This is a genomic window from Alistipes sp. dk3624, from assembly GCF_009557455.1.
Taxonomy (GTDB): domain Bacteria; phylum Bacteroidota; class Bacteroidia; order Bacteroidales; family Rikenellaceae; genus Alistipes_A; species Alistipes_A hominis.
The window spans coordinates 1,143,585-1,168,424 of sequence record NZ_CP045651.1 but is presented as its reverse complement, the minus strand read 5'-3'; the positions used below and the strand labels follow the sequence as shown (position 1 = coordinate 1,168,424).

The window sequence follows — 24,840 nt, the reverse complement described above, 5'->3', positions numbered from 1 at the left end:
TTTTGGTCCAAAGGGTGTGTCCGGGGGCGGTTTCGGGTTATAAGTGGACGATATAGAATTAGTTATAATAGTTGTTTAACGAATAATCAGTGAGTTATGGTTGTGCTGAAACATGGTGAGTTGTATCTATTCTCTTCCACGGAGGAACCCTATGAGGACGCTTTCGGCGTTTTCGAGTGTATCGACGGCGGATATATCCTGCTTCGGGTGATGTTCAACGGCCGGGGAATGTCGCGGAACTGCTGGCTGCCGGACGCATACCGGATCGTCCGGCAGGCGACTCCGAAAGAAACGGGTTTGTTTCAGGAGATTGTCGTTCGTATCTCTCGCGGCCTGGATTTCTTGAAGGTCATGAGTCCCGAGACCTACCAGTTGCAATTGATCGTCAGCGAATTGTTTTCCCGGCAGGATGCCGAGGGAGGAGGACGGGCCGTACAGTAAAAAAACGTATGCGGACGCCGGCGATCCGGTATCCGCATACGGGCGCGCCCGGTGCGACGGGGTTACATCCGGAACGTGTCCGGGTCGAGTCCCGAACTTTCGCATTTTATGTGCGTGATGAAATTCATCTCCTGCGAGCTGAGTTCGAAGTCGAACAATTGCGCGTTCTCGACGATCCGCGACGGCGTGATGGACTTCGGCAGCGGCAGGATGCCCCGTTGTAGGTGCCATCTGAGGACGATCTGCGACACGCTCTTGCGGTGCTTGGCCGCGAGCACGTCCAGTTCGACGCTTTCGAACAGTCGTCCCTGGGCCAACGGGCCCCACGCCTCGACGAGAATGTCCCGCGCCCGACAGTACTCGACCGTTTCGTCCTGGGGCATACCCGGGTGCAGTTCGATCTGATCGACCATCGGCGCGATGTCGGCCTTTTCGAGCAGCGCGTCCAGGTGGCGCGGCTTGAAGTTGCTGACGCCGATGGCGCGCACGCGCCCTTCCCTGTATAGTTTTTCCATCGCCCGCCACGTTTCGCGGTTCAGTTGCTGCCAGTCGTCGTCGTGCTTTCTCGGGATCGGCCAGTGGATCAGGTACAGGTCGAGGTAGTCCAGTTCCAGGTCGGACAGGGTTTTGTCGAATGCGTGCAGCGTCGTTTCGTAGCCCTGCGCGCTGTTCCACACCTTGCTGGTTATGAACAGCTCTTTGCGGTCGGTGCCGCACTTGCAGATGGCTTTGCCGACGCTCTTTTCGTTGCCGTAGACGGCAGCCGTGTCGATATGCCGGTAACCCGCATGGACGGCCTCGATGACCGAACTGACGGCCGTTTCGCCGTCCGGCGTCAGGTAGGTGCCGAAACCGACGCAGGGTATTTGCACGCCGTTGCTCAGCGTAAACGTGTCTTTCAGCGATTTGAACGATTCTTTCGGTGATTTCATAATGCGTTGTATTTAGTCTGTTCCCCGTTTTTTCTGCATAACCCGTGCCGTTCCGGACGGTCGCGCCCGATTTCCGCCGGACGGCTTTTCCCTTCGTGTTTCCGGCCGGGCTTTCGCCTGCGTTTCTTCTTCGCGCCGGCGTCCGGCGGTTCTGCGCTTTACCGGGCGGTTTCAGTCGTTTGCGCGTCCGGCGGTCGCTTTTCCGCGGCGGTCAGACGGGCAGCGTGATCGTGAACCGGCTGCCGTGCCCGATCTGGCTTTCGACGCCGATCGTGCCGCCGTGCGCTTCGACGAACTCCTTCGAAATGGCCAGTCCGAGGCCGCTGCCCTGCACTTTGGTGCCCGGTACGCGGAAATAGCGGTCGAAAATGCTTTTATGATAGCGCGGGTCGATGCCGCGTCCGAAGTCCTGCACGAAAATATCGACCTTGTTGTCGCGCTGCGCCGCGCCGACGATGATCCGCGCCCCTTCGGGCGAGTGGTGGATCGCGTTCGACAGCAGGTTCGTGACCACCCAGGCGATTTTTTCGCTGTCGATGAACAGCTTCGCGATCTTTTCGGGGTATTCGACTTCGACGAAACAGCCGAAACGTTCGGCCAGCACTCGCGTCGCCGCCACCGCGTAGTCGATCAGTTCGATCGGTTTGGTGACCTTCGGCATCAGTTGCAACTTGCCCGTCTCGATCTGGGTCAGATTCAGCAGCTCGCCGGTGATGCCGAGCAGCCGGTCGCTGTTTTCGCGGATGCTCTGCGCGAGGGCTTTCTGCTCGTCGTTCAGCGGCCCGAGCCGGCTGTCTTCGAGCAGGTGCAGGCTCATCATGATCGACGCGATCGGGGTTTTCATCTCGTGCGAGACGGTCGAGATGAAATTCGTTTTGGCGGAATCGATCTCCTTGTATTTGGTGATGTTGTTCAGGATAATCATATTGCCGATGAAACTTTTTTTCTTCTCGCCGACCGGCGTGACGTACAGCGGGATGTTTTCCATTTGGAAATAGCTCTCCTTGTTGTCGGCGTAGATTTTCAGCGGCTCCTTATTCGGGTCGTCCGAGTAGAGTTCGCGGATCAGCCGCCGCAGCAGGTCGTTGTTGAGCGCCACTTCCGTCGCGTTGCGGCCGACGGCCTCTTCGGGCTTCAGATTCAGGATCGTGAACGCTTCGTCGTTCATGAACAGGATCTTTTTATCCGGGTCGAGACCGATAATCGGTTCGTGCAGGCTGTTGACGACCGCTTCGATTCGCTTTTTGGCCATCATCAGGTCGTCCAGCGTACTGCGCTGGTATTCCGACAGTTTTTCGGCCATGTTGTTGAACGATTCGGCTACGGCGCGGAACTCCTTGTTGCGGCTGAAGTCGAGACGTTTGTCGTAGTGGAAATTCGCGATTTCCATAATCCCTTTTTTGAGTTCGCGGATCGGCCGGACGACGGCTTGCGGGAAGCGGATCAGCAGCACGAAGGCGATCAGCGCGCACAGGATCGCGCTGATGGCGATCCGCAACATAGCGTCTTCGGCGGTCGTCCCGGCCAGGCGGCTCTTTTCGCGGATGGCCGTCATGTTCAGATCCATGATCTTGTACAGGTCGCTGCGGATCTCCAGGATCTTGTCCAGCGTGACCGAATCCGACAGTTTGTCGATCTTCGAGCTCAGGTTGTCCGTCACGCGGAATTCGTCCGATTCGGTGATATTCCTGCGTTGCAACGCGAGGTTATCCAGCAGTTCGGTCATCGACGTCGAGTCGAAGGTCAGGCTGTCGAGCGCCGTCATCATGCTGCGGGCGTAGTGCAGCGAGTTGTAATTGTCGGTCAGGATGTTCCCGGAGGCCCGCGACAGGTCGAGAATATAGCCTACGGACTGGATGCCCAGCAGCAGGATCATGGCGAACAGCGCGCCGATGCCCAGCGTCAGTCTTCGTTGAATCAGCATATCAGGATAATATTACGAGGTCGATACTCAGTCGGTACAGTTTGTTGAGCAGACGCCGGAAAAAGAAAGCCGTCCTTACCAGCGAAAGTAGCGTAAATTTCGGTTGGGCGATGCACACCGTACTGATTTTTTGTTTGGAGCACACGTCCATGATGCTTTCGATCACGCGGTCGGAATGCACCTGCAACACTTCGCCGCCCAGTTCCGCCGCCAGTTTGAAGTTGTTGATCAGGTAACGCTGGTTGGCCAGCGGGATGCGGTCGGCGCTTTCGCGCGGAGTTTGCACGTAGAGTACGGCGAATCTGGCGTTGTAACGCGTGGCCAGCCGGGCGGTCTTGCGGATCACGCGGCGCGGCCCTTTGTCGCCGCTGTCGATCACCGCGAGGAATTTTTCGTGGCGCACGCCGAGGTTTTCGGATACTTCGTTCTCGACTTTCTTTTCGACGCGCAGCGCGACTTCTTTCAGCGCCAGTTCGCGCAGTTGCAGGATGTTCTCCTCTTTGAAAAAGTTGTCCAGCGCGACCTGCACTTTCTCCGGCTTGTAGATTTTGCCGTCTTTCAGCCGTTTGATCAGCTCTTCGGCCGTCAGGTCGATGTTCACTACTTCGTCGGCCATCGCCAGCACGCTGTCCGGGATGCGTTCGCGGATTTCGATGCCCGAGACGCGCTGCACCTCTTCGTTGAGGCTTTCGATGTGCTGGATGTTCACGGCGCTGATGACGCTGATCCCGGCTTCGAGGATTTGCAGCACGTCCTGCCACCGTTTGGCGTGCTCGCTGCCCTCGATGTTCGTGTGGGCCAGTTCGTCGACGATGACGATCTCCGGATGGGTGTTCAGGATGCCCTGCAGATCCATCTCTTCGAGTTCTTTGCCTTTGTAGAACAGTTTGCGACGCGCAATGACGGGAAGCCCCGACACCAGGGCTTCGGTGTCGGGACGTCCGTGCGTTTCGATATAGCCGATCTTCACATCCACGCCCACTTCGAGCAGTTGGTGTGCCTCTTGCAGCATCCGGTAAGACTTGCCTACGCCGGCGATCATACCGATGTAGATTTTGAATTTGCCCCGGTGCGAACGCTTGATCAGATCGAGGAAGTGCTGTACGCTCTGTTTTTGATCCATAAATTAATCCAGCATAATTGAGAATCCGCCTACAAAGTTAACATCATCTTTGGCCGGATTCCATATCAGCCGCGTAAAAATCGGCAGAGAGAACGAGTCCGAGAAACGGATCGCCTTGGTCGCTCCGACCGTGACGTTGCAAACTGCGAATCCGGAAGTGCCGTACATATTCTCGGTGGCCCACGGCGTAAATCCTACCGCTGCGATCATGTCCACGCTTTTGACTGCGAACGGATACGAAATTTCCGCATAGGTCGAGTAGTTCTGCCGTCCTTCGTCGTCGCGGTCGGCGCCGAACAGCATCGTGTTCCAGGCCAGCGTCAGCGGGAAACGTTCGCCGAAACAGTAAGCTCCTCCCACTTCGATCATGTGCGGCGAGTCGGCGCCGAAACGGAAGTATTTTTCGGTGTAACGTTCCGATGAGGGCGTCCAGTAATAGTCGGTCAGCGAGAGGGTCAGTCCGCCCAATGTGTAGGCGGCCGTCAGGTCGGCTTCCTTGTAGTCCCCGGTAAAGTCGGCCGATCCCCATGCGGTCAGCGAGAAATCGCCCGCCGTCATGCCGAGCGTCGGTTGTATGCTGGCGTTGGCGTTGTACGAGCCGCGCCAGATGTAGCTGCTGACGAAATCGGCTCCGACTTTGACCCGTACGCCTTTTTCCTGAGCCATTGCGCAGTCTGCGAGCAGCATTCCGGTCAGTACGGCAAATAAAACGATTGCGGTTTTAAATTTGTTTTTCATGGTCGATTTGTTTTAAAAGTCGGGTTGTTTTTAAATTGTTTTTAATTCGAATGGTTTGCCGGAAGTCTCACAGCGTGCCCGTTTCAGATGCGGCCGCCGGTTTCAGCCGGTCGAGGGCTACGTTCAGTTGCAGTACGTTTACCTTCTCGGTTCCGAAAAGACCCAGCCAGGGTTTTTGGATCGTCTGCCGGATCAGTTCCCTGACGGTCTGCTCGGAAAGTCCGCGGGCTTCGGCCACGCGCCGCGCCTGTACGTAGGCTCCGGCCGGGGAGATGTCCGGATCGAGTCCGCTGCCGCTGGCGGTGACCATCTCGGAAGGCACGTCCTGCCGCAGCAGGTACGGGTGAAAGGTCAGGAAGGTGTCGATGCGGGCTTTTACTTCATCGAGGTATTCGGGGTTGGTCGTAGCCTTGTTGCTGCCGCCCGAACCGCTCCCGTTGTACTCGACCGCCGAAGGACGGCCCCAGAAATAGGTCGCTTTTGTAAACGATTGTCCGACGTTTGCCGCTCCGACGATTCGGCCGTTTTCGGTAACGACGGCCGCCCGGCCGCCGTTCGGCCCGGCTATGCTGCCGACTCCCCACAGGATCAGGACGTAACCCACGCCCAGCAGCGCGCAGAACGCGAGCGTTATTTTGATGGATTTCCAGAATGTTTTCATGATTTTCTTTTTTACGGGTTAGAAAAATACGCTGATCAGCAGGTCGATCAGTTTGATTCCGACGAACGGGACGAGCACGCCGCCCAGGCCGTAGATGAACAGGTTGCGCCGCAGCAGCGCCGATGCGCCGATCGGTTTGTACCGCACGCCGCGCAGGGCCAGCGGAATCAGCAGCGGGATGATGACCGCGTTGAAGATTACGGCCGACAGGATCGCGCTTTGCGGCGAGTGCAGGTGCATGACGTTCAGCGCTTCGAGCGATGGGATCGAGGCGATGAACAGCGCCGGGACGATTGCGAAGTATTTGGCTACGTCGTTGGCGATGCTGAATGTCGTCAGCGTGCCGCGCGTCATCAGCAGTTGTTTGCCGATCTCGACGATCTCGATCAGTTTGGTCGGGTCGTTGTCCAGATCGACCATGTTGCCGGCTTCTTTGGCAGCCTGCGTGCCGCTGTTCATCGCTACGCCCACGTCGGCTTGCGCCAGCGCCGGCGCGTCGTTCGTGCCGTCGCCCATCATGGCGACCAGCTTGCCGCTCTGCTGCTCGCGGCGGATGTACTCCATTTTGTCTTCGGGTTTGGCTTCGGCGATGAAGTCGTCCACGCCGGCCTTTTCGGCGATGTATTTTGCCGTCAGCGGGTTGTCGCCGGTAACCATGACGGTCTTGACGCCCATCTTGCGCAGGCGTTCGAACCGTTCGCGGATGCCCGTCTTGATGATGTCCTGCAGTTCGATGACGCCGATCACCCGTTCGTTCTCCGATACGACCAGCGGCGTTCCGCCGTTTTCCGAGATCAGCGTGACGAGTTTCATGATTTCGTCGTCGAACCGATTTCCGGCCCCCTCGACGATCCGGCGGATCGATTCGAAAGCGCCTTTGCGGATTCGCCGGCCGTCGGCCAGGTCTACGCCGGAGCATTTCGTCTCGGCGGAGAAACGGATCATCCGCGCGCCGATCGTGCTCAGTTCGTGCACGCGGCGGCCCTGTTCGCGCCCCAGTTCGATGATCGATTTCCCCTCGGGCGTTTCGTCGGACAGCGACGAGTACATGCAGGCTTCGACGAACCGACCCATATCCATCTCCGGTGCCGGGTAGAATTTGGTCGCCTTGCGGTTGCCGATGGTGATGGTTCCCGTTTTGTCGAGCAGCAGCGTGTCGATGTCGCCGGCCGTTTCGACGGCCTTGCCCGATTTGGTGATGACGTTCGCACGCAGCGCCCGGTCCATTCCGGCGATCCCGATCGCCGACAGCAGTCCCCCGATCGTGGTCGGGATCAGGCAGACGAACAGCGAAATGAACGCGGCGATCGTGATGTTGGCCCCCACGTAGTCGGCGAAGGGTTTCAGCGTGGCGCAAACGATCACGAATACCAACGTGAACCCGGCCAGCAGGATCGTCAGCGCGATTTCGTTCGGCGTTTTCTGCCGCGAAGCGCCTTCGACGAGCGAAATCATTTTGTCCAGGAAACTTTCGCCCGGCATGGCGGTCACCCGGACGCGGATGCGGTCGGACAGCACTTTCGTACCGCCCGTGACGGAGCTTTTGTCGCCGCCGGCCTCGCGGATCACCGGCGCGCTTTCGCCGGTAATGGCGCTTTCGTCGATCGAGGCGAGCCCCTCGATGATCTCGCCGTCGGCCGGGACGATGTCGCCCGCCTCACATTCGAAGATATCGTTTTTTTTCAGCGCGTTGCTGCTGACGATACGAACGGTATTGCCGTTGACCAGTTTGGCCGGGGTCTCCTCGCGCGTTTTGCGCAGCGAATCGGCCTGCGCTTTGCCGCGCGCTTCGGCGATCGCCTCTGCGAAATTGGCGAACAGCAGCGTAATGAACAGCACGACGAAAACGACGAGGTTGTATCCGAACGACCCCTGGGTCGTATCCCCCGAAATGAGGATGTAGAACAGCAGGACGAACATGACGGCCGTGACGATCTCGACGGTGAACATGATCGGGTTTTTAATCATCGTCCTCGGATCGAGTTTGCGTACCGATGCACCGAGACTCTCTTTGATGAGCTGTTTATCGAACAGCGAATTGGACTTATTCATGGTTTTCAATCGTTTATTTGCTTAAATAATCGGCGATCGGACCCAGCGCCTGCGCCGGGAAAAATGCCAGGGCGGCCACGATGACGATCACGGCGAAGGTCATCAGCGCGAAGGTTGCCGTATCGGTTTTCAGTGTTCCGGCGCTTTCGGGTATGTATTTTTTCGAAGCCAGCAGTCCGGCGATCGCCACTTGTCCGACGATCGGGAAGTAGCGGCCGAGGATCAATACGATCCCGCAGGTGATGTTCCAGAACGGCGTGTTGTCGCTGAGTCCCTCGAAACCGGAGCCGTTATTGGCTGCGCAAGAGGTATACTCGTAGAGCATTTCGCTGAATCCGTGAAACGACGGATTGTTGAGCCAAGCGCCGGCCAGTTCCGGATTTTGCGCCGCCAGGTGGGAGGCCAGCGCCGTGCCGACCAGGATAATCAATGGATGCATCAGTACGACCATCGTCGCGATCTTCATCTCCCGCGCTTCGATCTTCTTACCGAGGAATTCCGGCGTGCGGCCGACCATCAGCCCGCTGATAAAGACGGCGATGATGATGAAGGCGTAATAGTTCATAAAGCCGACGCCCACGCCGCCGAACCAGCAGTTGATCTGCATGTTCAGCATTTGCAGCATGCCGCTCAGCGGGGTCTGGCTGTCGTGCATGCTGTTGACCGAGCCGTTCGACGTGACCGTCGTGGTCATGCCCCACATCGCCGATGCGGCCGACCCGATCCGGATCTCCTTGCCCTCCATGCTGCCCATATCCTGCCGGATCTCCATAGCTGCGATTTGTTTGCTGCCGCCCATCTCCTGGTCGACCGACACGGCGATCCCGACCACGTAGGCGAACAGCATCACGCCGAAGATGCTCCAGGCCAGCTTACGGCGTTTCAGGTAGAAGCCCAGCGCGAAGACCATTGCCATCGGAATGATCAGGATCGACCAACATTCCAGAATATTCGTGAAAGCGTTCGGGTTTTCGAGCGGATGGGCCGAATTGACGCCGAAGTAGCCGCCGCCGTTCGTGCCGAGTTGTTTGATCGGGACGATCGCGGCGGTCGGGCCCTGAGAGATCGTCTGTTCGGTTCCTTCGAGGGTCGTCAGCGTTTGTTTGCCGTCGAAGGTCATCGGCGTGCCGTTCAGGATCAGCAGGATGCCGACCAGCAGCGACAGCGGCATCAGGATACGGGTCGTGCTTTTGACGAGGTAGACCCAGAAGTTTCCGATCGTCCGGGTCGTTTTCGCGGCCATCGCCCGGAAAACGCCGGCCAGCGCCGCCATGCCGCAGGCGGCTGTGATGAACTGGAACAGCATGATGACGAACAGTTGCGTGAAATAGGTCAGTCCGGTTTCGCCGCTGTAATGCTGCAGGTTGCAGTTCACCAGGAAGCTGATGCAGGTATTGAACGCCTGGTCGGGCGTTTGGCCCGGGTTGCCGTCCGGGTTCAGCGGCAGGACGCCTTGGGCCACGAGCAGAATCATGCCCCACAGGAACCAGAACAGATTGACGGTCAGCAGGGCCCGGAGGAACTGTTTCCAGTTCATCTCCTCGTGGGGATTGATGCCGGAAAAACGGTAAATCCACCGTTCGACCGGAGCCATGAAGTCGAGCGGCGTTTTTTCTCCCTTATATACTTTTGCGATGTAGCGTCCGAGCGGGTAACTGAGCGCGATCAGCAGCGCCAGTTGCAAGACGACGCCTGAAATTTCCGTATTCATTTACTTTTAAGGATTGGTTTCGTTAAAATTGTTCGGGTCTGACCAAGACATACATCAGGTAGCCGAAGATCAGGATGCTGAGGATAAACAGTACTGTAAACATGGTCGTCGTTTTTAGATTTTGTCGAACAGGCCGATACATTTGAAGAAAAAGCAGAAGCAGAGACCGCCTGCCGCACACAGTAACAGAAACATCAAAATTTCATTCATACTCGATTGATTTTAGTAATTCGTATTCGTGCCGTTTTAAAGCGAACCGGATGCCGTTTCTTTGAGCGTTGTATGTATTGTTTTGATATGTAGTTGTTTATGGTTAGGAGTCGTCCGGATGCGTATTAGAGAACCCTACCGAAATGAAAGGGTGCGCTTTCCAAAACGGAAGGATTTTCAGGGAGCTGCGCACGTTCGCCGCCGTTCCCGGATGCGGAAAACGGTGTTTCGGCAGCAGGATTGCACCGTATTTGCAGGTCTTTCCGGAAACGGGCGTTCCGGCGTACCGGGCAGGTGCCGGGAAACGATAGTATTTGATTAAATTATAATTATATAAAAATTATTGATTTGATTTATATTTGAATGCGTATTATCTTTGTCTCAAGAAAAAAGAAAACGAATAACCATCTAAAAAATAAAAATTATGAAAACGTTGGATTATCTTCATCTCGAAGCCGGGGCTGCCGGTAAAGTAGTTGTATCGCTTCAACAGTTGCTGGCCGATTTTCAGGTTCATTACATGAATCTCAGGGGTTTTCACTGGAACATCAAAGGACACGGATTTTTCGTGCTGCATACGAAGTTCGAGGAGCTGTACGACGATGCGGCCGAAAAAGTGGACCAGATCGCCGAACGTATCCTTCAGCTCGGCGGAGTGCCTTCGAATAAGTTCAGCGAGTATCTTAAAGTGGCGAAGATCGCCGAAGTGGATCATGTTTCCTGCGGCGGGGAGGCTCTCGAACACATACTCGACACTTACGGGTATCTGATCGGGGAGGAGCGCAAGGCGTTGTCGGTTGCTTCGCAGGCCGGAGACGAAGTGACGGTTTCCATGCTGACCGATTACCTGGCCGAACAGGAGAAAATGGTCTGGATGCTCACCGCATACGCTGCCGGCAAGTCTTCCTGCTCCGGGAAATAGTTTCCGGATCGACGAAATAAACAGCGGGACGGGAAATTCAGATTTCCCGTCCCGCTGTTTTTGGAAAGCCTCCGCCGTTCGATCCGGATCGAACGGCGGAGGATATTTTCAGGTATTTACAATCCGTATTCGTCGATTTTGCGGTAGAGCGTTGTAACGCCGATTCCCAGCAGGCGGGCCGTTTCGGTTTTGTTGCCGCCGGTGTAGCTGAGTATTTTGGCGATGTGCTGTTTTTCGATCGCGTCGAGCGAGGTTGGCGGAGCGTCGTTCCCGTCGGAGCCGTTTTCACGTTGGAATTCGATCGGCAGATCCCCCACGCGCAGCGTCGTGCCTTCGGCCATAATCATGCTGCGCTCGACGACGTTCCGCAGTTCGCGCACGTTACCGCGCCAGGCGTGCCGTTTCAGCAGGTCGAGATAACCGGGATCGACGGCGTCGATCTTTTTTCCCATTTTTCCGGCGAAAATACCGGCAAAATGGCGGACGTACTCGTCGATGTCGGAGGGCCGCTCCTGAAGCGACGGCAGCCGGATCTGGAAAACCGACAGCCGGTAGTAGAGGTCTTCGCGGAAATTGCCCGTCCGGATCTCTTCGGGCAGGTCGCGGTTCGTCGCGGCGATTACGCGCATATCGACCTTTCGCGGTTTGGTCTCCCCGATTTTCAGGAATTCGCCGCTTTCGAGTACTCGTAACAATTTGGCTTGCAGATCTATCGGCATCTCGCCGATTTCGTCGAGGAAGATCGTGCCGCCGTCGGCCTCCTCGAACAGTCCTTTTTTGTCTTTGGCGGCGCCGGTGAAGGCTCCGGCCCGGTGGCCGAACAGTTCGCTTTCGAGCAGATCTTTGGCGAATGCCGAGCAGTTGACCGCCACGAACGCTTTCCCGCTGCGGCCGCCTTCCCGGTGGATGGCCTGTGCGAAAACCTCTTTGCCGGTGCCCGTTTCGCCGGTGAGCAGTACCGAGGTGTCTGTGGCCGCGACCTTGCGGGCCAATTCAACGGCGTCTCGCATCGCTTTCGACGAGCCGATGACCGCCTCGAACGACGGAGCTGTTTCCGGCTGCCGTCCGGCGGCGGATTTCCGTTGCGCTTTGGCTTTTTCCATCGCGCGGCTCAGCAACGGGATGATCTTCGGATTGTCGTCGCCTTTGGTGATGTAGTCGAACGCGCCGTTCTTGATCGCCTGCACGCCGTCCGGAATGTTGCCGTAGGCGGTCAGCAGGATCACTTCGGCATCGGGCGCGATCGCCTTGATCCGGCCGACCAGGTCGACTCCGTTGCCGTCCGGCAGTTTGACGTCGCACAACACGACCCCGGGGCGCGTGCGTTCCAGTTGGCGGAGTCCCGCCGCACAGTTTTCGGCCTGAATCACTTCGTATCCTTCCAGGCCGATGATGCGCGCCAGCAGGCCGCGCAACTGCCGTTCGTCGTCGATGATAAGTACCTTGTCCATATGCCGGATCGGATTTATTTTTTCGCAAAGGTAAAAAAAAGGAGGAACTATTTTCCGGCCGGAATCCGTTGGCGCGCATTTAGAGTCGTTCGTTTTTATTAATACGTTGATATGTAGTGTTATATGATGAAATGAAATCCGGCGGGGCGATTCCGGAGGCTCCGGTATATCCGGCGCTCGGGCTGCGATCCTCCGGATTCCGGTTGCCGGACCGCCGAAAAAAGTGGCCGTCACAGACTTAATAATTCGAAAAAACGCCGTACATTTACGAAATTTTTAGGTCGACTTTAAACATCTTTAACCTATGTCAGTAAACAAAGAAATCAAAAAAGTCATTGTGCTCGGCTCGGGAGCATTGAAAATCGGACAGGCGGGAGAATTCGATTACTCCGGTTCGCAGGCGTTGAAGGCGCTGAAAGCCGAAGGAATTTCAACGGTGTTGATCAACCCGAACATCGCTACGATCCAGACTTCGGACGGAGTCGCCGATCGGGTTTATTTCCTGCCCGTAACTCCTTATTTTGTCGAGGAGATTATCAAAAAAGAGCGTCCCGACGGCATTTTACTGGCATTCGGCGGACAGACGGCGCTGAACTGCGGAACGGAATTATTCCTCAGCGGCACGTTGGAGAAATACGGCGTGCAGGTGCTCGGAACGTCGGTCGAAGCGATCATGACGACCGAAGACCGCGACCTGTTCGTGAAGAAATTGAACGAGATCGAAGTCAAAACCCCGGTCAGCCAGGCTGTCGAAAGCATGGAGGCGGCCATCGAGGCGGCCAACCGGATCGGGTTCCCGGTGATGGTGCGTTCGGCCTATGCGCTGGGCGGCCTGGGCAGCGGCATATGCAGCAACCTCGATGAGTTCAGGACGCTGTGCGAAAGCTCGTTCGCCTATTCGAAGCAAATACTGGTCGAGGAGTCGCTGAAGGGATGGAAGGAGATCGAATTCGAAGTGATCCGCGATAAGAACGACCACTGCTTCACGGTGGCCAGTATGGAGAACTTCGATCCGCTGGGAATCCACACCGGCGAGAGCATTGTGGTGGCCCCGACCTGTTCGCTGGACGACCAGGAACTGGCCTTGTTGCAGGAACTTTCCAAAAAGGTGATCCGCCACATCGGGATCGTCGGCGAATGCAATATCCAGTACGCGTTCAACTCCGAGACGGACGACTACCGCGTGATCGAGGTGAACGCCCGGCTGAGCCGTTCGTCGGCGCTGGCGTCGAAGGCTACGGGCTATCCGCTGGCGTTCGTGGCGGCCAAACTGGCCCTGGGCTATACGCTCGACCAGATCGGCGAGATGGGAACGCCGAATTCGGCTTACGTGGCCCCGTCGCTCGACTACCTGATCTGCAAAATCCCGCGTTGGGACCTGAGCAAGTTCGCCGGCGTTTCGCGCCAGATCGGATCGAGCATGAAGTCCGTCGGCGAGATCATGTCGATCGGCCAGTCGTTCGAGGAGATCATCCAGAAAGGACTGCGGATGATCGGGCAGGGGATGCACGGATTCGTCGGCAACCGCGACCTGGAATTCGGTAACCTCGAAGAAGAACTGTCGCATCCGACCGACCTGCGTATCTTCGCGATCGCCAAGGCGTTCGAAGAAGGTTATTCGATCGACCGGATCTACAACCTGACCAAGATCGACCCCTGGTTCCTCGGCAAACTGAAAAATATCCACGACTATTCGCTCGTGCTGAGCAAATACGATAAGATCGAAGACGTGCCCGCGGCCGTACTGCAAGAAGCCAAGCGGCTCGGTTTTTCGGACTTCCAGATCGCCCGCTTCGTCGAAGACCCGGACGGCAACATTGAGAAGGAGTCGCTGCGCGTCCGCGCCGTCCGCAAGAAGAACAATGTGCTGCCGTCGGTCAAAAGGATCAATACGGTCGCTTCGGAAAATCCCGAGCTGACCAACTACCTCTATGTGACTTACGACGGGACGGAGCACCAGGTTCCTTATTTCAAGAATGAAAAATCGGTCGTCGTGCTCGGTTCGGGCGCTTACCGGATCGGCAGTTCGGTCGAGTTCGACTGGTGCTCGGTGAATGCCGTGCAGACGGCCCGCAAGCTGGGTTACAAGTCGATCATGATCAACTATAACCCCGAGACCGTTTCGACCGACTACGATATGTGCGACCGGCTCTATTTCGACGAACTGTCGTTCGAACGGGTGCTGGACGTACTCGACCTGGAGATGCCTAAAGGCGTGATCGTTTCGGTGGGCGGACAGATCCCGAACAACCTCGCGATCCGGCTGCACCGCCAGGATATTCCGGTGCTCGGAACGTCTCCGCTGTCGATCGACCGCGCTGAAAACCGCCACAAGTTCTCGAGTATGCTCGACCAGTTGGGCATCGACCAGCCGGCCTGGAAAGAGCTTTCGCACATGGATGAAGTGTACGACTTCGTCGGCAAGGTAGGCTATCCGGTGCTGGTGCGTCCGTCGTATGTGCTTTCGGGCGCGGCGATGAACGTATGCTACAACGCCGAGGAACTGGAGACGTTCCTGAAGCTGGCGGCCAAAGTGTCGAAAGAGTACCCGGTGGTCGTGTCGCAGTTCTTGCAGAACGCCAAGGAGATCGAATTCGACGCCGTGGCGCACAACGGCGAAGTGGTCGAATACGCGATTTCGGAACATGTCGAATTCGCCGGCGTCCACTCGGGGGACGCCACGCTGGTATTCCCGGCGCAGAAGATCTACTTCGAAACCGCCCGCCGCATCAAGAAGATCGGTCGCAAGATCGCCAAAGAGCTGAACATCAGCGGCCCGTTCAATATCCAGTTCCTTGCGAAGAACAACGACGTGAAGGTGATCGAATGTAACCTGCGCGCGTCGCGCAGCTTCCCGTTCGTGTCGAAGGTGCTGAAACGCAACTTCATCGAGACCGCGACGCGGATCATGCTCGACACTTCGTATGAAAAACCGGACAACACGAATTTCGATATCGACTGGATCGGCGTGAAGGCGTCGCAGTTCTCGTTCTCGCGGTTGCACAATGCCGACCCGGTGCTCGGCGTGGATATGTCGTCGACCGGCGAAGTGGGTTGCATCGGCGACGATTTCAGCGAAGCGCTGCTGACGTCGATGATTTCGGTCGGGTACAGTATTCCGAAAAAGGCCGTGATGGTCTCCTCGGGCGACACCCGTTCGAAGGTGGACTTGCTGGACGCCTGCAAGATGCTGCAGGACAACGGCTACGAGATCTATGCGACCGGCGGAACGGAGAAATTCCTCGCCGAGCACGGCGTGAAGGCCGCATGTGTGAGCTGGCCGGACGAAGGGAAGGCGGACAACGTGATCCATATGATTTCCGCGCATAAATTCGACCTGGTCATCAACATCCCGAAGAACCACTCGCACCGCGAGCTGACCAACGGCTACAAGATCCGCCGCGGCGCGATCGACCACAACATTCCGTTGATTACCAACGCCCGTCTCGCGAGCGCCTTCATCGAGGCTTTCTGCGAAATGAAGGAGAAGGATATTCAGATCAAGAGCTGGCAGGAATATAAGTTGTAATCCTTCCCCGTTTCCGTACCGAGACGTTTAAACGGGGGAATGCGGGGATTTCCTTTAGAATGGTGCAACAAGTCAATTACCGACTTGTTGCGCTTTTCTTTTTGTGATGAGGTAACGAATAGGCAATAGTTCTGTTCTAAATTACAGTCGCTATGCGGATGCAACGCACGTTCGGTTATCCCGGCGGATCATTCTTCCGAAAGGGAGAAGCGACCGGTCAATGCTCCTGGAAATAAAGGGTGCAGGCCTCCGGACGGTCGGTGTTGATGATGTCGATGCCGAGTTCGCGGAACGTTTCCCAGGCGTTGACGGTGTCCGGAGACCCCCAAAACCGGATAGGTTTCCCCGTTTTGTGGGACTTCGCCACCAGACTTTCGATTACCTGCCGGTCTTCGGCGGAGAGCGTGTCTGCACCCCCTTTCCATTTCGAGTAGCGGAAAAACGGCTCGCTGATGAAAGCCACCCGTTCGAGCTGCTGCGGCGTATAGTCCACGTCGATGAATCCGTCGAAAGAAATAAAGCGGGGATACTCCCCGAAAGCCTCAGGGTCGGGCCGACTGCCCGAGATCACGATCCTCACAGCGTACGGATTTACCGAAGGATCGAACACTTCGGGATGTCTTTTCAACTTGGCGATCAGCCGGTCAATGGTCGGGTGCAGTGGAGTTTTCAGGTCGATCATCAGCGTGAGCACCTGCTCCGAACCTCGCCAGGGGCGTCCTTCGTTTTGCCCGAATAAAAAGATCAGCGGTTCGAGATACATTTCATCGAGCGAAAGCGCCGAATCGAGTTCGTGAGGATCGTGCGCCACCAGCAAGCCATCGGAAGCAGGAGCCGCATAAATATCCGCCTCGATGGTATGCACCTGCTGGGAATAAGCGCGGTAAAAAGGAATATTTTTCTGGTAATCGTTGTGGGAATGGATAAGTACCGTTTGCTTCCCGGAATAAGACGAACATAAGAAGGCCATGAAAAATATCAGTCCTGCTCGACCGAAAAAAACGGAACGGGTATTCGAAAATTTGCGAAGCATAGGAGTCGTTTTGATAATTAATATATGGTTTACAAGAGCAAAGATAGAAATTAATAATATGCAATGCCGTGAAAAACAAGCGCAGGCCGTCTTTTTTCGTTTGCCGGAGAATGAAAATCACCGGTAGCTCCGGGGATCGGGAACGAATCGCTATCTTTGTGCCGAACGGCAGGGATATGGAAGAATTTATCAAAAAAATGCGGGAAGCGTACCCGGTTTCGGACGGTGCGTTGCAGTTGTTTCTGCGGCATACCGAGCGCGTCACGCTGCCGAAGGGACACCTGTTGATCCGCGACGGCGTGGTCGAAAAGTACAGCTATTTCATCGTGCGGGGATTCGCGCGCGGATTCCTGTATCGGGACGGGAAGGATGCGACGATCTGGTTTGCGACCGCCGGCATGTCGCTGTTGTCGATGAACGCCTACCTGTTTCGTTCGTCCGGATACGAGAACGTCGAACTGCTCGAAGAGTGCGACCTGCTGAAAATTTCGAACGAGACGCTCGACGGGCTTTTCGAGAAGGAGGTCGAACTGGCCAACTGGAGCCGGCGGATGTCCGACCGCATCATCCTGCGGATGGAACGGCTGTTCGTCGAGCGTTATTTCCTGACGGCGGCCGAACGTTACCGGCTGCTGGTCGAACGCGAGCCGGAAATTCTGCAAAAAGCTCCGTTGCGGGATATCGCCTCTTACCTCGGCATTTCGCAGGTTTCCCTGAGTCGGATCCGCGCCGGCGTACAATAGATTCCCCCGAAAGTTCGTTTTTAACATTTGTTAACCGGAAACGAAAATTTTTTACGGACTTTTGCGGCCTGTAAGATCAATCGGGTGATTCGTATGAAACAATTCAAAGGCATTCTGCTGGCGATGATCTCGTCGGCGACGTTCGGGATGATTCCGCTGTTCGCACTTCCTGTGATCCGCGGCGGCATGGGGGTCGATTCGGTGATGTTTTACCGCTTTGCGCTGTCGTCCGCGGTGGTCGGAGCCTATCTGCTGCTCCGGCGGGCGGACCTGCGCGTTACGCTCCGGGAATTCGGCGTGCTGTTCGGACTGGGGGCGCTGTACGCTTTCACGTCGCTGCTGCTGACGATCGCTTACCTGTATATTCCGAGCGGGGTCGCCACGACGATCCATTTCCTGTATCCGCTGCTGGTCGCCGCGATCATGGCGTTGTTTTTCAAAGACCGGATTTCGGTGTCCGTGATGGTCGCCGCGCTTGCGGCCGTCGCCGGCGTGTGGCTGCTTTCGGGCGGAACGGATGCCGCGGTCGGGATGAAGGGGCTGACACTGGCGCTCGCGACCGTAGCTACGTACGCCGTTTACATCGTCGGCGTCAACAAATCGTGCGTGCAGCATATGAAGGGACTCAAAATGGTGTTTTTCATCCTGCTTTCGGCAACGATAATTTTCGCCGGGAACCTGTTCGTAAAAGGGGAAATTCCCGAATCCATTCCGGACTGGTCGGCTGCCGTCCACCTGATTTTGTTGGCTCTGATTCCCACTTTGGTATCCGATTTGACGTTGGTGTTGGCCGTACAGCGGATCGGTTCGACGACGACCGCGATTCTCGGTTGTCTCGAACCGTTGACCGCCGTCGCGCTCGGGATTTTTTTCCTCGGCGAACGTTTCGTCGCGGAACAGTTCGCCGGCGTCGCGCTGATCGTGGCAGCGGTCGTGACAGTGATTCTCGGCGGCCGGCCGGGGCGGTTCTCCGTCCGGCGGCTGATTCCGGACTTTTTGTCGAATTTTTATAAAGCGAGGTGATATGATAAAACTGATTCGGATAACCGACGGACAGGACAGCCGTCTGGAACACTTGGTTCCCCTCTACGAAGAGGCGTTCTGCAGCAGCGAGCGGCGTACCGTCGGGCAGCTCCGGCGGATGATCGGCGCGACGCCTGCGATGCATTTCAATATGATCGAGTCGGACGGCGAGCTTTGCGGCCTGTTCGTCTACTGGGATATGGGCGAGTTTTACTACCTCGAACACCTGGCCGTGGCGCCGCATATGCGGAACCGTAAAATCGGACAGCAGGTGCTCGAGCACGTGGAGACCTCGCTGCCCGGAATCCGGCTGCTCGAAGTGGAGCCGGCCGAGGACGAGCTGACCACCCGGCGCGTCGCTTTTTACCGGCGCAACGGCTACCGGATCGTCGATCGGAGCTACGTGCAGCCGTCCTACGAAAATTTCGGCGATGCCGCTCCGCTGTGGATCATGGGAAACGATACGCCCGAACGGTTGCCCGAATTTATCGAACGGATTAAAAAAGAGGTGTACCGCGACCCGCTGGCGCGCTGATCCTCCGATTCGCCGACCGGGCCAGATATCCCTACGTTATCCGGGCTCGTTTCTTTTTTCGCTGTCCGGGTCGCAGAAAGCCGTTCTTTTCGGTTGCGGGCATAAAAAAACGTCCTCCGGCAGAGGACGTTTTTAGGGTTATCGGCGAATCGCTTAGAATTTCCAGCCTACGGTCAGCGAGAATACGCGGTTGGTCATTTTGTTCAGTTCCTCGTTGCCGCCGCTAAAGTCTTCCTTGAATTCATCCGTCGCGATGTCGGTGACCGGGATATTGTAACGGGCGTCGATGACCAGACCTTGTTCGAACGTGTAGGAGATGCCTACCGGGATCGAGAAGTCGGTCGATTTGAAATAATGCTTCGTGTCTTCGGTATTCCAGGAGCCGCCGTCGACTTTTGCCCTGTATTTGCCGCTGAGCAGGAAGCCCGGCTGGATACCCGCTTTCAGCGCCAGTCCGTTGGTGACGTAGAAGTTGGCCAGGATCGGAATATTCAGGTAGTTCAGCCGGTTGTTGAATTTGAGTTTGTGTTCGGAGCCGAGCGCGCCTTGGGTGATTTCGGCGCTGGAACCCTGGCGCGAATACAAAACATCCAGCGAAACGGCGAACCATTTGGCCGCTCGGTATTCGGCGAAAGCGCCGATCACCAGCGCGGGTTTCGTGCCGGAGAGGTGATTGATGTCGTCGAGACCGTCGGGATGCAGGTCCGTAACGTTTATTCCGACTTTAGGTCCGAACGTGAAAGGTTTCTGAGCCGAAACGGCGCCGGCAGCGATCGCCGCTACGAGCAAAAAGACGATTTTTTTCATAAAGTTGTGTTTGAGTGGTTTGTAAAGTTTGTAAATAGCAGTTTAATAATGTCTGTCAGGGCCGGCGAACTATCGCAGTGCCTTGTGTTTTCTGTCCGGAGAAGTTCATTACGATACAAATTAAAAGGTTATTCGTGGAAATTCCAAAAATAAACCTCGTTGTCCGTGTAAATTAGCGTAACCGGCGGTACGGGTTTTGCGTTCGGTGGGATTCTTTGGATAGGCGTTTTCCCGGGGAGCGACGAGGGTATGCGTCTGAATATTTGGAATGGGAAAATATTTAATTACTTTTGTGGTTTCTTTCGGCGGATTCCGGTTGCCGTTTCCGTAAACGATTCGTATCGCGCCGCCGGACCGGTATTTTTCCCGTGGGAACGTCCGGATAAAAAGAGTGGAGGACGCTTTTTATGAATTACTAAATATTATTTCAAAGATGATGAAAACGAAATTGTTTACGGCCGTATTGGCCTGCCTGAGCGTTGCGATGCTTTTTTCCGGTTGTAAGGACGATAAGAACGATGATGCCGTTCACGCCTATGTCATGCGCGCGGCCATTACCGAAGCCGGCGATCTCGACGCGCTGACCGTCACGCTGATCAACAGCGAATTGGAGAGCATGTGCAATCAGGTCGGAACGAAGATTTTGACCGAATCGGAAGCCCGGGAGATGTTCGATCTGATGGTAAAACAGATCGAAAAATCTATGGAAAGTATTGATTTCGGCGATATTACCAAGCCGGTAGGCTTCACCGTTACGCTGAATTACCAGAACGACGGCAAAGTCGCTTTTTCCAAAACGTTTACGGTCGATCCTAAATAACGGCGGACGAAACGATCCGTGCTTCGGCGCGGCTACGGGGCAGCCTTCTGCCGGTGCGTTTATCGATCGATGCGTGCCGGAGGAAGGCTGTCCTGTCGTATCCGGAGGTGGCGTGTCTGTTTTTTATTCCGGCCGGATTGGTAGATTCCGTTTCAATCGCTATCTTTACAAAATTCGTCCGGGGAGACTGCCGGCGAACGATCCGAATCTGAAAATACGGAAGTTATGAGAATACGAAAAGGTGCTGTCGCGGTCGGGATACTGACGCTGGCCGGGATCACGCTTTGTTTCGGCGGAAGTCCGAAATGCGACGCGGCCGGCCGCGAAAGCCGCAGCGGGAAAAAACAACCGGCCGGGGTGGAAGTTCTCGGCGATCCGAAGTTCGAAAAGGGGCTGGCCGTATCGCCGCTGTGGCCCGAAATCGTGCAGCAGAACGGCGGGTTCGAGAAGACCAACACGGATACGATCCGTTTCGGACGGGGCGACGCCGATCCTGTCTGGCAGATGGCCCAGTGGGCCAGCAAGTACGATCTGGGCGGAACCGTTCCGGTTGAAGGGCGGGACGGCGTTACGTACGCCAATCCCGGCAAAAAGATCACCCGCTTTGCCGACGGTACGCTGCTGCTCGACATTACGACGAGTACCGAATACGAAGCCCCGCGTACCGGCAGCGACGCGTGGCCGCACCTGCTGATCCAGCAGGATTTCGAGAACCGTCCGAACGTCGGCCGGATCAGCCGTCTCGATTTCACGATGGAGCTGCGGATCGTCCATTGCGACAAAAAGATGACCGATGCCGAATTCAACGAGAGCCTGCATACGGCCCAGTCGCCGTTCTATTTTTTTATGCGCAACGTGAATCCCGATTCGCCGGATTACCAACTCTCGCTGTGGGTCGGCGTCCCGTCGTTCGATTACCGTTACCCGCGGCTCGACTCCACGGAGTACGTGCAGTGGGATATCGGCACGGCGACTTATATTTACGCCATTCCGCCCCGCACGATCTGGGGGGACGTTTCTTTCCACGATTTGAAGTGGCATCGTGCCCGGCTCGACCTGTTGCCGCTGATCCGGCAGGGCGTTGCCGCGATGAAGGACAAAGGACAGTTTCTGCATACCGACCTCGACGATCTGGAACTGATGGGGATGAATTTCGGATGGGAAGTTCCCGGAACTTTCGATGCGGGGCTGATGGTGCGGAACCTGAGCGTCCGGGCCGTCGAATGACCTGATTTTAACGAATACGAGTGAAACGATGAAAAATACTTGTTACGGATTCGTGCTGGCGGCCGTGCTGGCGCTGTGTAGTGCGGCAGCGTACGGCGAGGCTCCCCGTTGGGAGACCCTCTCCGGAAAGTGGCAAACCGGAGCCTCCGGGATCGTTCCGGAAGCGGGGGAACAACCTTGCCTGCTGGTCGACCGCAGCGGCCTCTGGGATTGCGAATGGTTTAACCTGAGCGTGAACTTCAGGTTGTCGGACGTCTGTGCCGGCGCCGGGTTCGGCGTTGCGCTGCACATTGAAAACAAAGATGACTACCATTTACTGCGGATCACTCCCGCGGCGGGTTATACGGCTCTCCAGACGCTTCGCTGGCAGTACGGTAATTTCCGCATGTGGCAGGAGGCTCATTTTCCCGTTTTGCAGCCGGAGCGGGAGTATAATCTTTCCATCGTCCGGGCTCCGGTCGTCGACCGGGAGGACTGGCGGCCGTGGAAGATCGTCGTTACCGACAACGCCGACGGAACGGTGTTGCTCAAAATCGGAATCGAAAACCATATGCCGGCTTTCGGCCTGGGCGTTACCGGGCTCTATGCGGCGTGCGATGCGGTGACGTTCACGGATTACAGCCTGGATCGTCCCGTGCCCGAGAACCTGGCGGGGAACCTGCGGTTGCCGATGGTTTTCAGCGACGGGATGGTGCTGCAACGCGGACGCCGCGTTCCGGTCTGGGGCCGGGCCGCCGCCGGCGCGTCGGTCAGGCTGACTTTCGCGGGAAAAAGTTACAAGACGCGGGCCGACAGCGCAGGCGACTGGAAGATACTGCTCAGGCCGCTCGCGGCCGACACCGGGCTGGTGATGCGGGTCGTTTCGGGAAAGGATACCGCGACGCTCCGCGACGTGGCTGTGGGCGAGGTGTGGTTCGCTTCTGGACAGTCCAACATGGAGATGAAAGTGTGGAGAGCAATGTGCCGATGGTTAGCGATCCGGATATCCGCCTGTTCGTCCCATTCCAGTGGTCGTCGCAGGAGCCGGTGTTTACGGCCGGAGGACGGTGGCAGAAGGCGGACTCGGAAGGCGTGCCGCGCTGGTCGGCGGTCTCCTACGCATTCGCGCAGGAACTGAAAGAGCGTCTGGGCGTGCCGGTCGGCGTCATCGGCGCTTATTTCGGCGGGACGGCCATCGAGAGTTGGATGCCGCGTTCCGAGTTGGTCGAAGATCCGGTTACCAAACCGATCCACGACCGCTTCGTGCAGTCGATCCATCAGCTCGAAAACGGCCTGCCGGTGGAGGAGCGTTTCCCGTGGTGCTGGGATGTGGCGGGGCAGCGGCATACGCCGGGAGATCTGTTCAACGGCATGGTCGCGCCGCTGATCCCGTACGGAATCAGCGGAATTCTGTGGTATCAGGGCGAATCCAGCGCATCCAAGGCCCGGCAGTACGGACATCTTTTCCCGATGCTGGTCGATTCCTGGCGCGAGCGGTGGGGCGATCCCGACCTGAAATTTTATTTCGTCCAACTGGCCGGCTACGACGGCCGGGAGTCGGGTTCGGAGATCGAATCCGCCTGGCCGCATTTACGGGACGTGCAGCGCCGCCTGCTCGACCGCAGGGAGAATACCGGTATGGTGGTAGCCTTTCATCTGGGCGATTCGCTCAATATTCACCCGCCTTATAAAAAGGAGGTGGGCGCCCGCCTGGCGAATCTGGCCTTGCACGACGTGTACGTCTTTAGAGATATCGTGCGTAGCAGTCCGCTGCTCGACGGGGTGGAATACCGGGACGGTGCGGCCGTGCTGACTTTCCGTGAGACCGCGGACGGACTTTCTTCGGGGAGACGGCAAGCCGCTTTCCGGTTTTTCGGTCGCCGGCGAAGACCGGCGTTTCCACCCGGCTACGGCTACGGTCAATCCGGACGGGGTCGGCGTGACCGTCCTTCGGAGGCGGTGCCGTCTCCGGTCGCCGTGCGTTACGGATGGGCTACTTTACGCGGGAAGCGAACCTGGTCAACAGCGCGGGGCTACCCGCGGCGCCTTTCCGCACCGACGAATGGCCGCTGCCGACCGACGACGTTTTGTAGGAGGCGCACCGACGATTCCGGTTCGTGGATACGGACCCGGTGAGTCGGGTTTTCAAGCTATATTTCTGTTTCTGGCCGCTTTTATACCTGAGAAATTTAGGTGTGGCAATTTTTATTACTTTTAACCGTTGGAATTTGGTAAACGGATACCCGGGTCCTTGCGGCCTGCAATTATGAAGAAGCGGCTGTGTATTTTATTTTTTCTCATCGGTTGGTTTCCATCGGTTTATGGACAGCGATCCGATAACGGCAATTACGTTCTGTTGCTGAATTCCGCTTCGTTCGGCGAAGCATGGTCGGATGTCCTGTACCGGTCGTTGGTGGAGGAGGTCAGACAACAAGGGGTGCGCGTCGATACCGAGGAGCTGCTCGTCCCGATGATGAAGACGCCCGAGGACGCCCGAGCCAAACGGGAGATGCTGCTCGCCAAATATCCCGTTCCGCCCCGGGCGGTCATCTATATCGGCGATCCCGGCTGGCTCGTTTGCCGTCCCCTGTTCGACAGGGAGTGGAAGGAAGTGCCGACGGTGATCTGCTATTCGCGCGATTCGATGCCTGCTTCGATCGAGGATTTGCTCGGCGGAAACCTCGACAGCCGTACGGCGGTGCCGGCTTCGGAGATTGCCGAAGGATATAACCTGACCATCCTCAAACAGCCCTCTTTTATCCGGGAAACGATCGAGATGATGCGGCAGTTGCAGCCCGGAATGAATACCGTGGCCCTGATTTCGGATCATCGCTACATCAGCCTCCGCATCCGGGAAGAGGTGCGGCAGACGGTAAAGAAATATTTCCCGGATCTGGCGTTCGAATCGCTCAGCACGCCGGAATTGACGACCGGACAGTTTGCTCGATACGCTTTCGGGTTTCGACGATAAAAAAGGGA

Annotated in this window: 22 protein-coding genes; 11 read left to right on the top strand and 11 right to left on the bottom strand. The window is 56.8% G+C overall.

All coding sequences use genetic code 11. The features are described 5' to 3' along the window. Window positions 1–96: 96 nt before the first annotated feature. Window positions 97–441, top strand: a complete 345-nt coding sequence (locus tag GFH31_RS04920) for a hypothetical protein (RefSeq protein ID WP_101573761.1) — start codon at window positions 97–99, stop codon at window positions 439–441. A gap of 62 nt (window positions 442–503) precedes the next feature. On the opposite strand, the gene GFH31_RS04915 is transcribed toward GFH31_RS04920, so the two are convergent. The 8 genes from GFH31_RS04915 to GFH31_RS04880 form a co-directional block, all read right to left on the bottom strand. After that, a complete protein-coding gene (locus GFH31_RS04915; protein WP_101573763.1) occupies window positions 504–1,373 on the bottom strand; it encodes an aldo/keto reductase in 870 nt (289 codons plus the stop codon). 211 nt (window positions 1,374–1,584) lie between these two features. Continuing rightward, window positions 1,585–3,297, bottom strand: a complete 1,713-nt coding sequence (locus tag GFH31_RS04910; protein ID WP_118458521.1) for an ATP-binding protein — start codon at window positions 3,295–3,297, stop codon at window positions 1,585–1,587. 1 nt (window position 3,298) lies between these two features. Then, window positions 3,299–4,420: a sensor protein KdpD gene (locus GFH31_RS04905; protein ID WP_153498111.1), complete on the bottom strand. Its 1,122-nt coding sequence runs from the start codon at window positions 4,418–4,420 to the stop codon at window positions 3,299–3,301. A gap of 3 nt (window positions 4,421–4,423) precedes the next feature. Then, window positions 4,424–5,158 (bottom strand): hypothetical protein, encoded by a 735-nt coding sequence (locus GFH31_RS04900; RefSeq protein ID WP_081032515.1) that lies wholly within the window; start codon window positions 5,156–5,158, stop codon window positions 4,424–4,426. 67 nt (window positions 5,159–5,225) lie between these two features. Then, window positions 5,226–5,819, bottom strand: a complete 594-nt coding sequence (locus GFH31_RS04895; RefSeq protein WP_101573765.1) for a K(+)-transporting ATPase subunit C — start codon at window positions 5,817–5,819, stop codon at window positions 5,226–5,228. Window positions 5,820–5,837: 18 nt separating this feature from the next. Then, a complete protein-coding gene (gene kdpB, locus GFH31_RS04890; RefSeq protein ID WP_055203323.1) occupies window positions 5,838–7,871 on the bottom strand; it encodes a potassium-transporting ATPase subunit KdpB in 2,034 nt (677 codons plus the stop codon). A gap of 13 nt (window positions 7,872–7,884) precedes the next feature. Continuing rightward, a complete protein-coding gene (kdpA, locus tag GFH31_RS04885) occupies window positions 7,885–9,582 on the bottom strand; it encodes a potassium-transporting ATPase subunit KdpA (protein ID WP_118458517.1) in 1,698 nt (565 codons plus the stop codon). Between the two features lie 22 nt (window positions 9,583–9,604). Next, window positions 9,605–9,685, bottom strand: a complete 81-nt coding sequence (locus GFH31_RS04880; RefSeq protein ID WP_055203327.1) for a potassium-transporting ATPase subunit F — start codon at window positions 9,683–9,685, stop codon at window positions 9,605–9,607. A gap of 531 nt (window positions 9,686–10,216) precedes the next feature. On the opposite strand from GFH31_RS04880, the gene GFH31_RS04875 reads away from it, so the two are divergent. Then, a complete protein-coding gene (locus tag GFH31_RS04875) occupies window positions 10,217–10,714 on the top strand; it encodes a Dps family protein (RefSeq protein ID WP_118458515.1) in 498 nt (165 codons plus the stop codon). A 116-nt stretch (window positions 10,715–10,830) separates the two neighbouring features. Here GFH31_RS04875 and GFH31_RS04870 read toward each other — a convergent pair whose 3' ends face one another. Continuing rightward, window positions 10,831–12,165, bottom strand: a complete 1,335-nt coding sequence (locus GFH31_RS04870) for a sigma-54-dependent transcriptional regulator (protein ID WP_153498112.1) — start codon at window positions 12,163–12,165, stop codon at window positions 10,831–10,833. A gap of 304 nt (window positions 12,166–12,469) precedes the next feature. On the opposite strand from GFH31_RS04870, the gene carB reads away from it, so the two are divergent. After that, the gene (gene carB / locus GFH31_RS04865) at window positions 12,470–15,694 is read left to right on the top strand and encodes a carbamoyl-phosphate synthase (glutamine-hydrolyzing) large subunit (RefSeq protein ID WP_055203338.1); all 3,225 of its coding nucleotides are present in this window, start codon (window positions 12,470–12,472) and stop codon (window positions 15,692–15,694) included. Window positions 15,695–15,911: 217 nt separating this feature from the next. On the opposite strand, the gene GFH31_RS04860 is transcribed toward carB, so the two are convergent. Then, a complete protein-coding gene (locus GFH31_RS04860) occupies window positions 15,912–16,727 on the bottom strand; it encodes a glycerophosphodiester phosphodiesterase (RefSeq protein WP_101573773.1) in 816 nt (271 codons plus the stop codon). Between the two features lie 176 nt (window positions 16,728–16,903). Here GFH31_RS04860 and GFH31_RS04855 point away from each other — a divergent pair, with 176 nt between their 5' ends. From GFH31_RS04855 to GFH31_RS04845, 3 genes are all read left to right on the top strand, one after another. Next, a complete protein-coding gene (locus GFH31_RS04855; RefSeq protein WP_153498113.1) occupies window positions 16,904–17,470 on the top strand; it encodes a Crp/Fnr family transcriptional regulator in 567 nt (188 codons plus the stop codon). A 93-nt stretch (window positions 17,471–17,563) separates the two neighbouring features. Next, window positions 17,564–18,493, top strand: a complete 930-nt coding sequence (locus GFH31_RS04850; RefSeq protein ID WP_101573900.1) for an EamA family transporter — start codon at window positions 17,564–17,566, stop codon at window positions 18,491–18,493. Window position 18,494: 1 nt separating this feature from the next. Next, window positions 18,495–19,028: a GNAT family N-acetyltransferase gene (locus GFH31_RS04845; protein ID WP_055203346.1), complete on the top strand. Its 534-nt coding sequence runs from the start codon at window positions 18,495–18,497 to the stop codon at window positions 19,026–19,028. 153 nt (window positions 19,029–19,181) lie between these two features. On the opposite strand, the gene GFH31_RS04840 is transcribed toward GFH31_RS04845, so the two are convergent. Continuing rightward, window positions 19,182–19,835, bottom strand: coding sequence for a porin family protein (locus GFH31_RS04840; protein WP_055203349.1), 654 nt, complete (start codon window positions 19,833–19,835; stop codon window positions 19,182–19,184). Between the two features lie 433 nt (window positions 19,836–20,268). On the opposite strand from GFH31_RS04840, the gene GFH31_RS04835 reads away from it, so the two are divergent. The 5 genes from GFH31_RS04835 (at window position 20,269) to GFH31_RS12985 (ending at window position 24,832) form a co-directional block, all read left to right on the top strand. Beyond that, complete coding sequence (locus GFH31_RS04835; protein WP_101573779.1) at window positions 20,269–20,655, top strand: hypothetical protein; 387 nt, start codon at window positions 20,269–20,271, stop codon at window positions 20,653–20,655. Between the two features lie 225 nt (window positions 20,656–20,880). Further along, window positions 20,881–21,882 (top strand): hypothetical protein, encoded by a 1,002-nt coding sequence (locus tag GFH31_RS04830; protein ID WP_153498114.1) that lies wholly within the window; start codon window positions 20,881–20,883, stop codon window positions 21,880–21,882. A 28-nt stretch (window positions 21,883–21,910) separates the two neighbouring features. Further along, window positions 21,911–22,999, top strand: coding sequence for a hypothetical protein (locus GFH31_RS12875; protein ID WP_228385805.1), 1,089 nt, complete (start codon window positions 21,911–21,913; stop codon window positions 22,997–22,999). A gap of 68 nt (window positions 23,000–23,067) precedes the next feature. Further along, a complete protein-coding gene (locus GFH31_RS04825; RefSeq protein WP_317162423.1) occupies window positions 23,068–23,997 on the top strand; it encodes a sialate O-acetylesterase in 930 nt (309 codons plus the stop codon). A 220-nt stretch (window positions 23,998–24,217) separates the two neighbouring features. Beyond that, window positions 24,218–24,832: a hypothetical protein gene (locus tag GFH31_RS12985; RefSeq protein WP_153518042.1), complete on the top strand. Its 615-nt coding sequence runs from the start codon at window positions 24,218–24,220 to the stop codon at window positions 24,830–24,832. Window positions 24,833–24,840 lie beyond the last annotated feature (8 nt).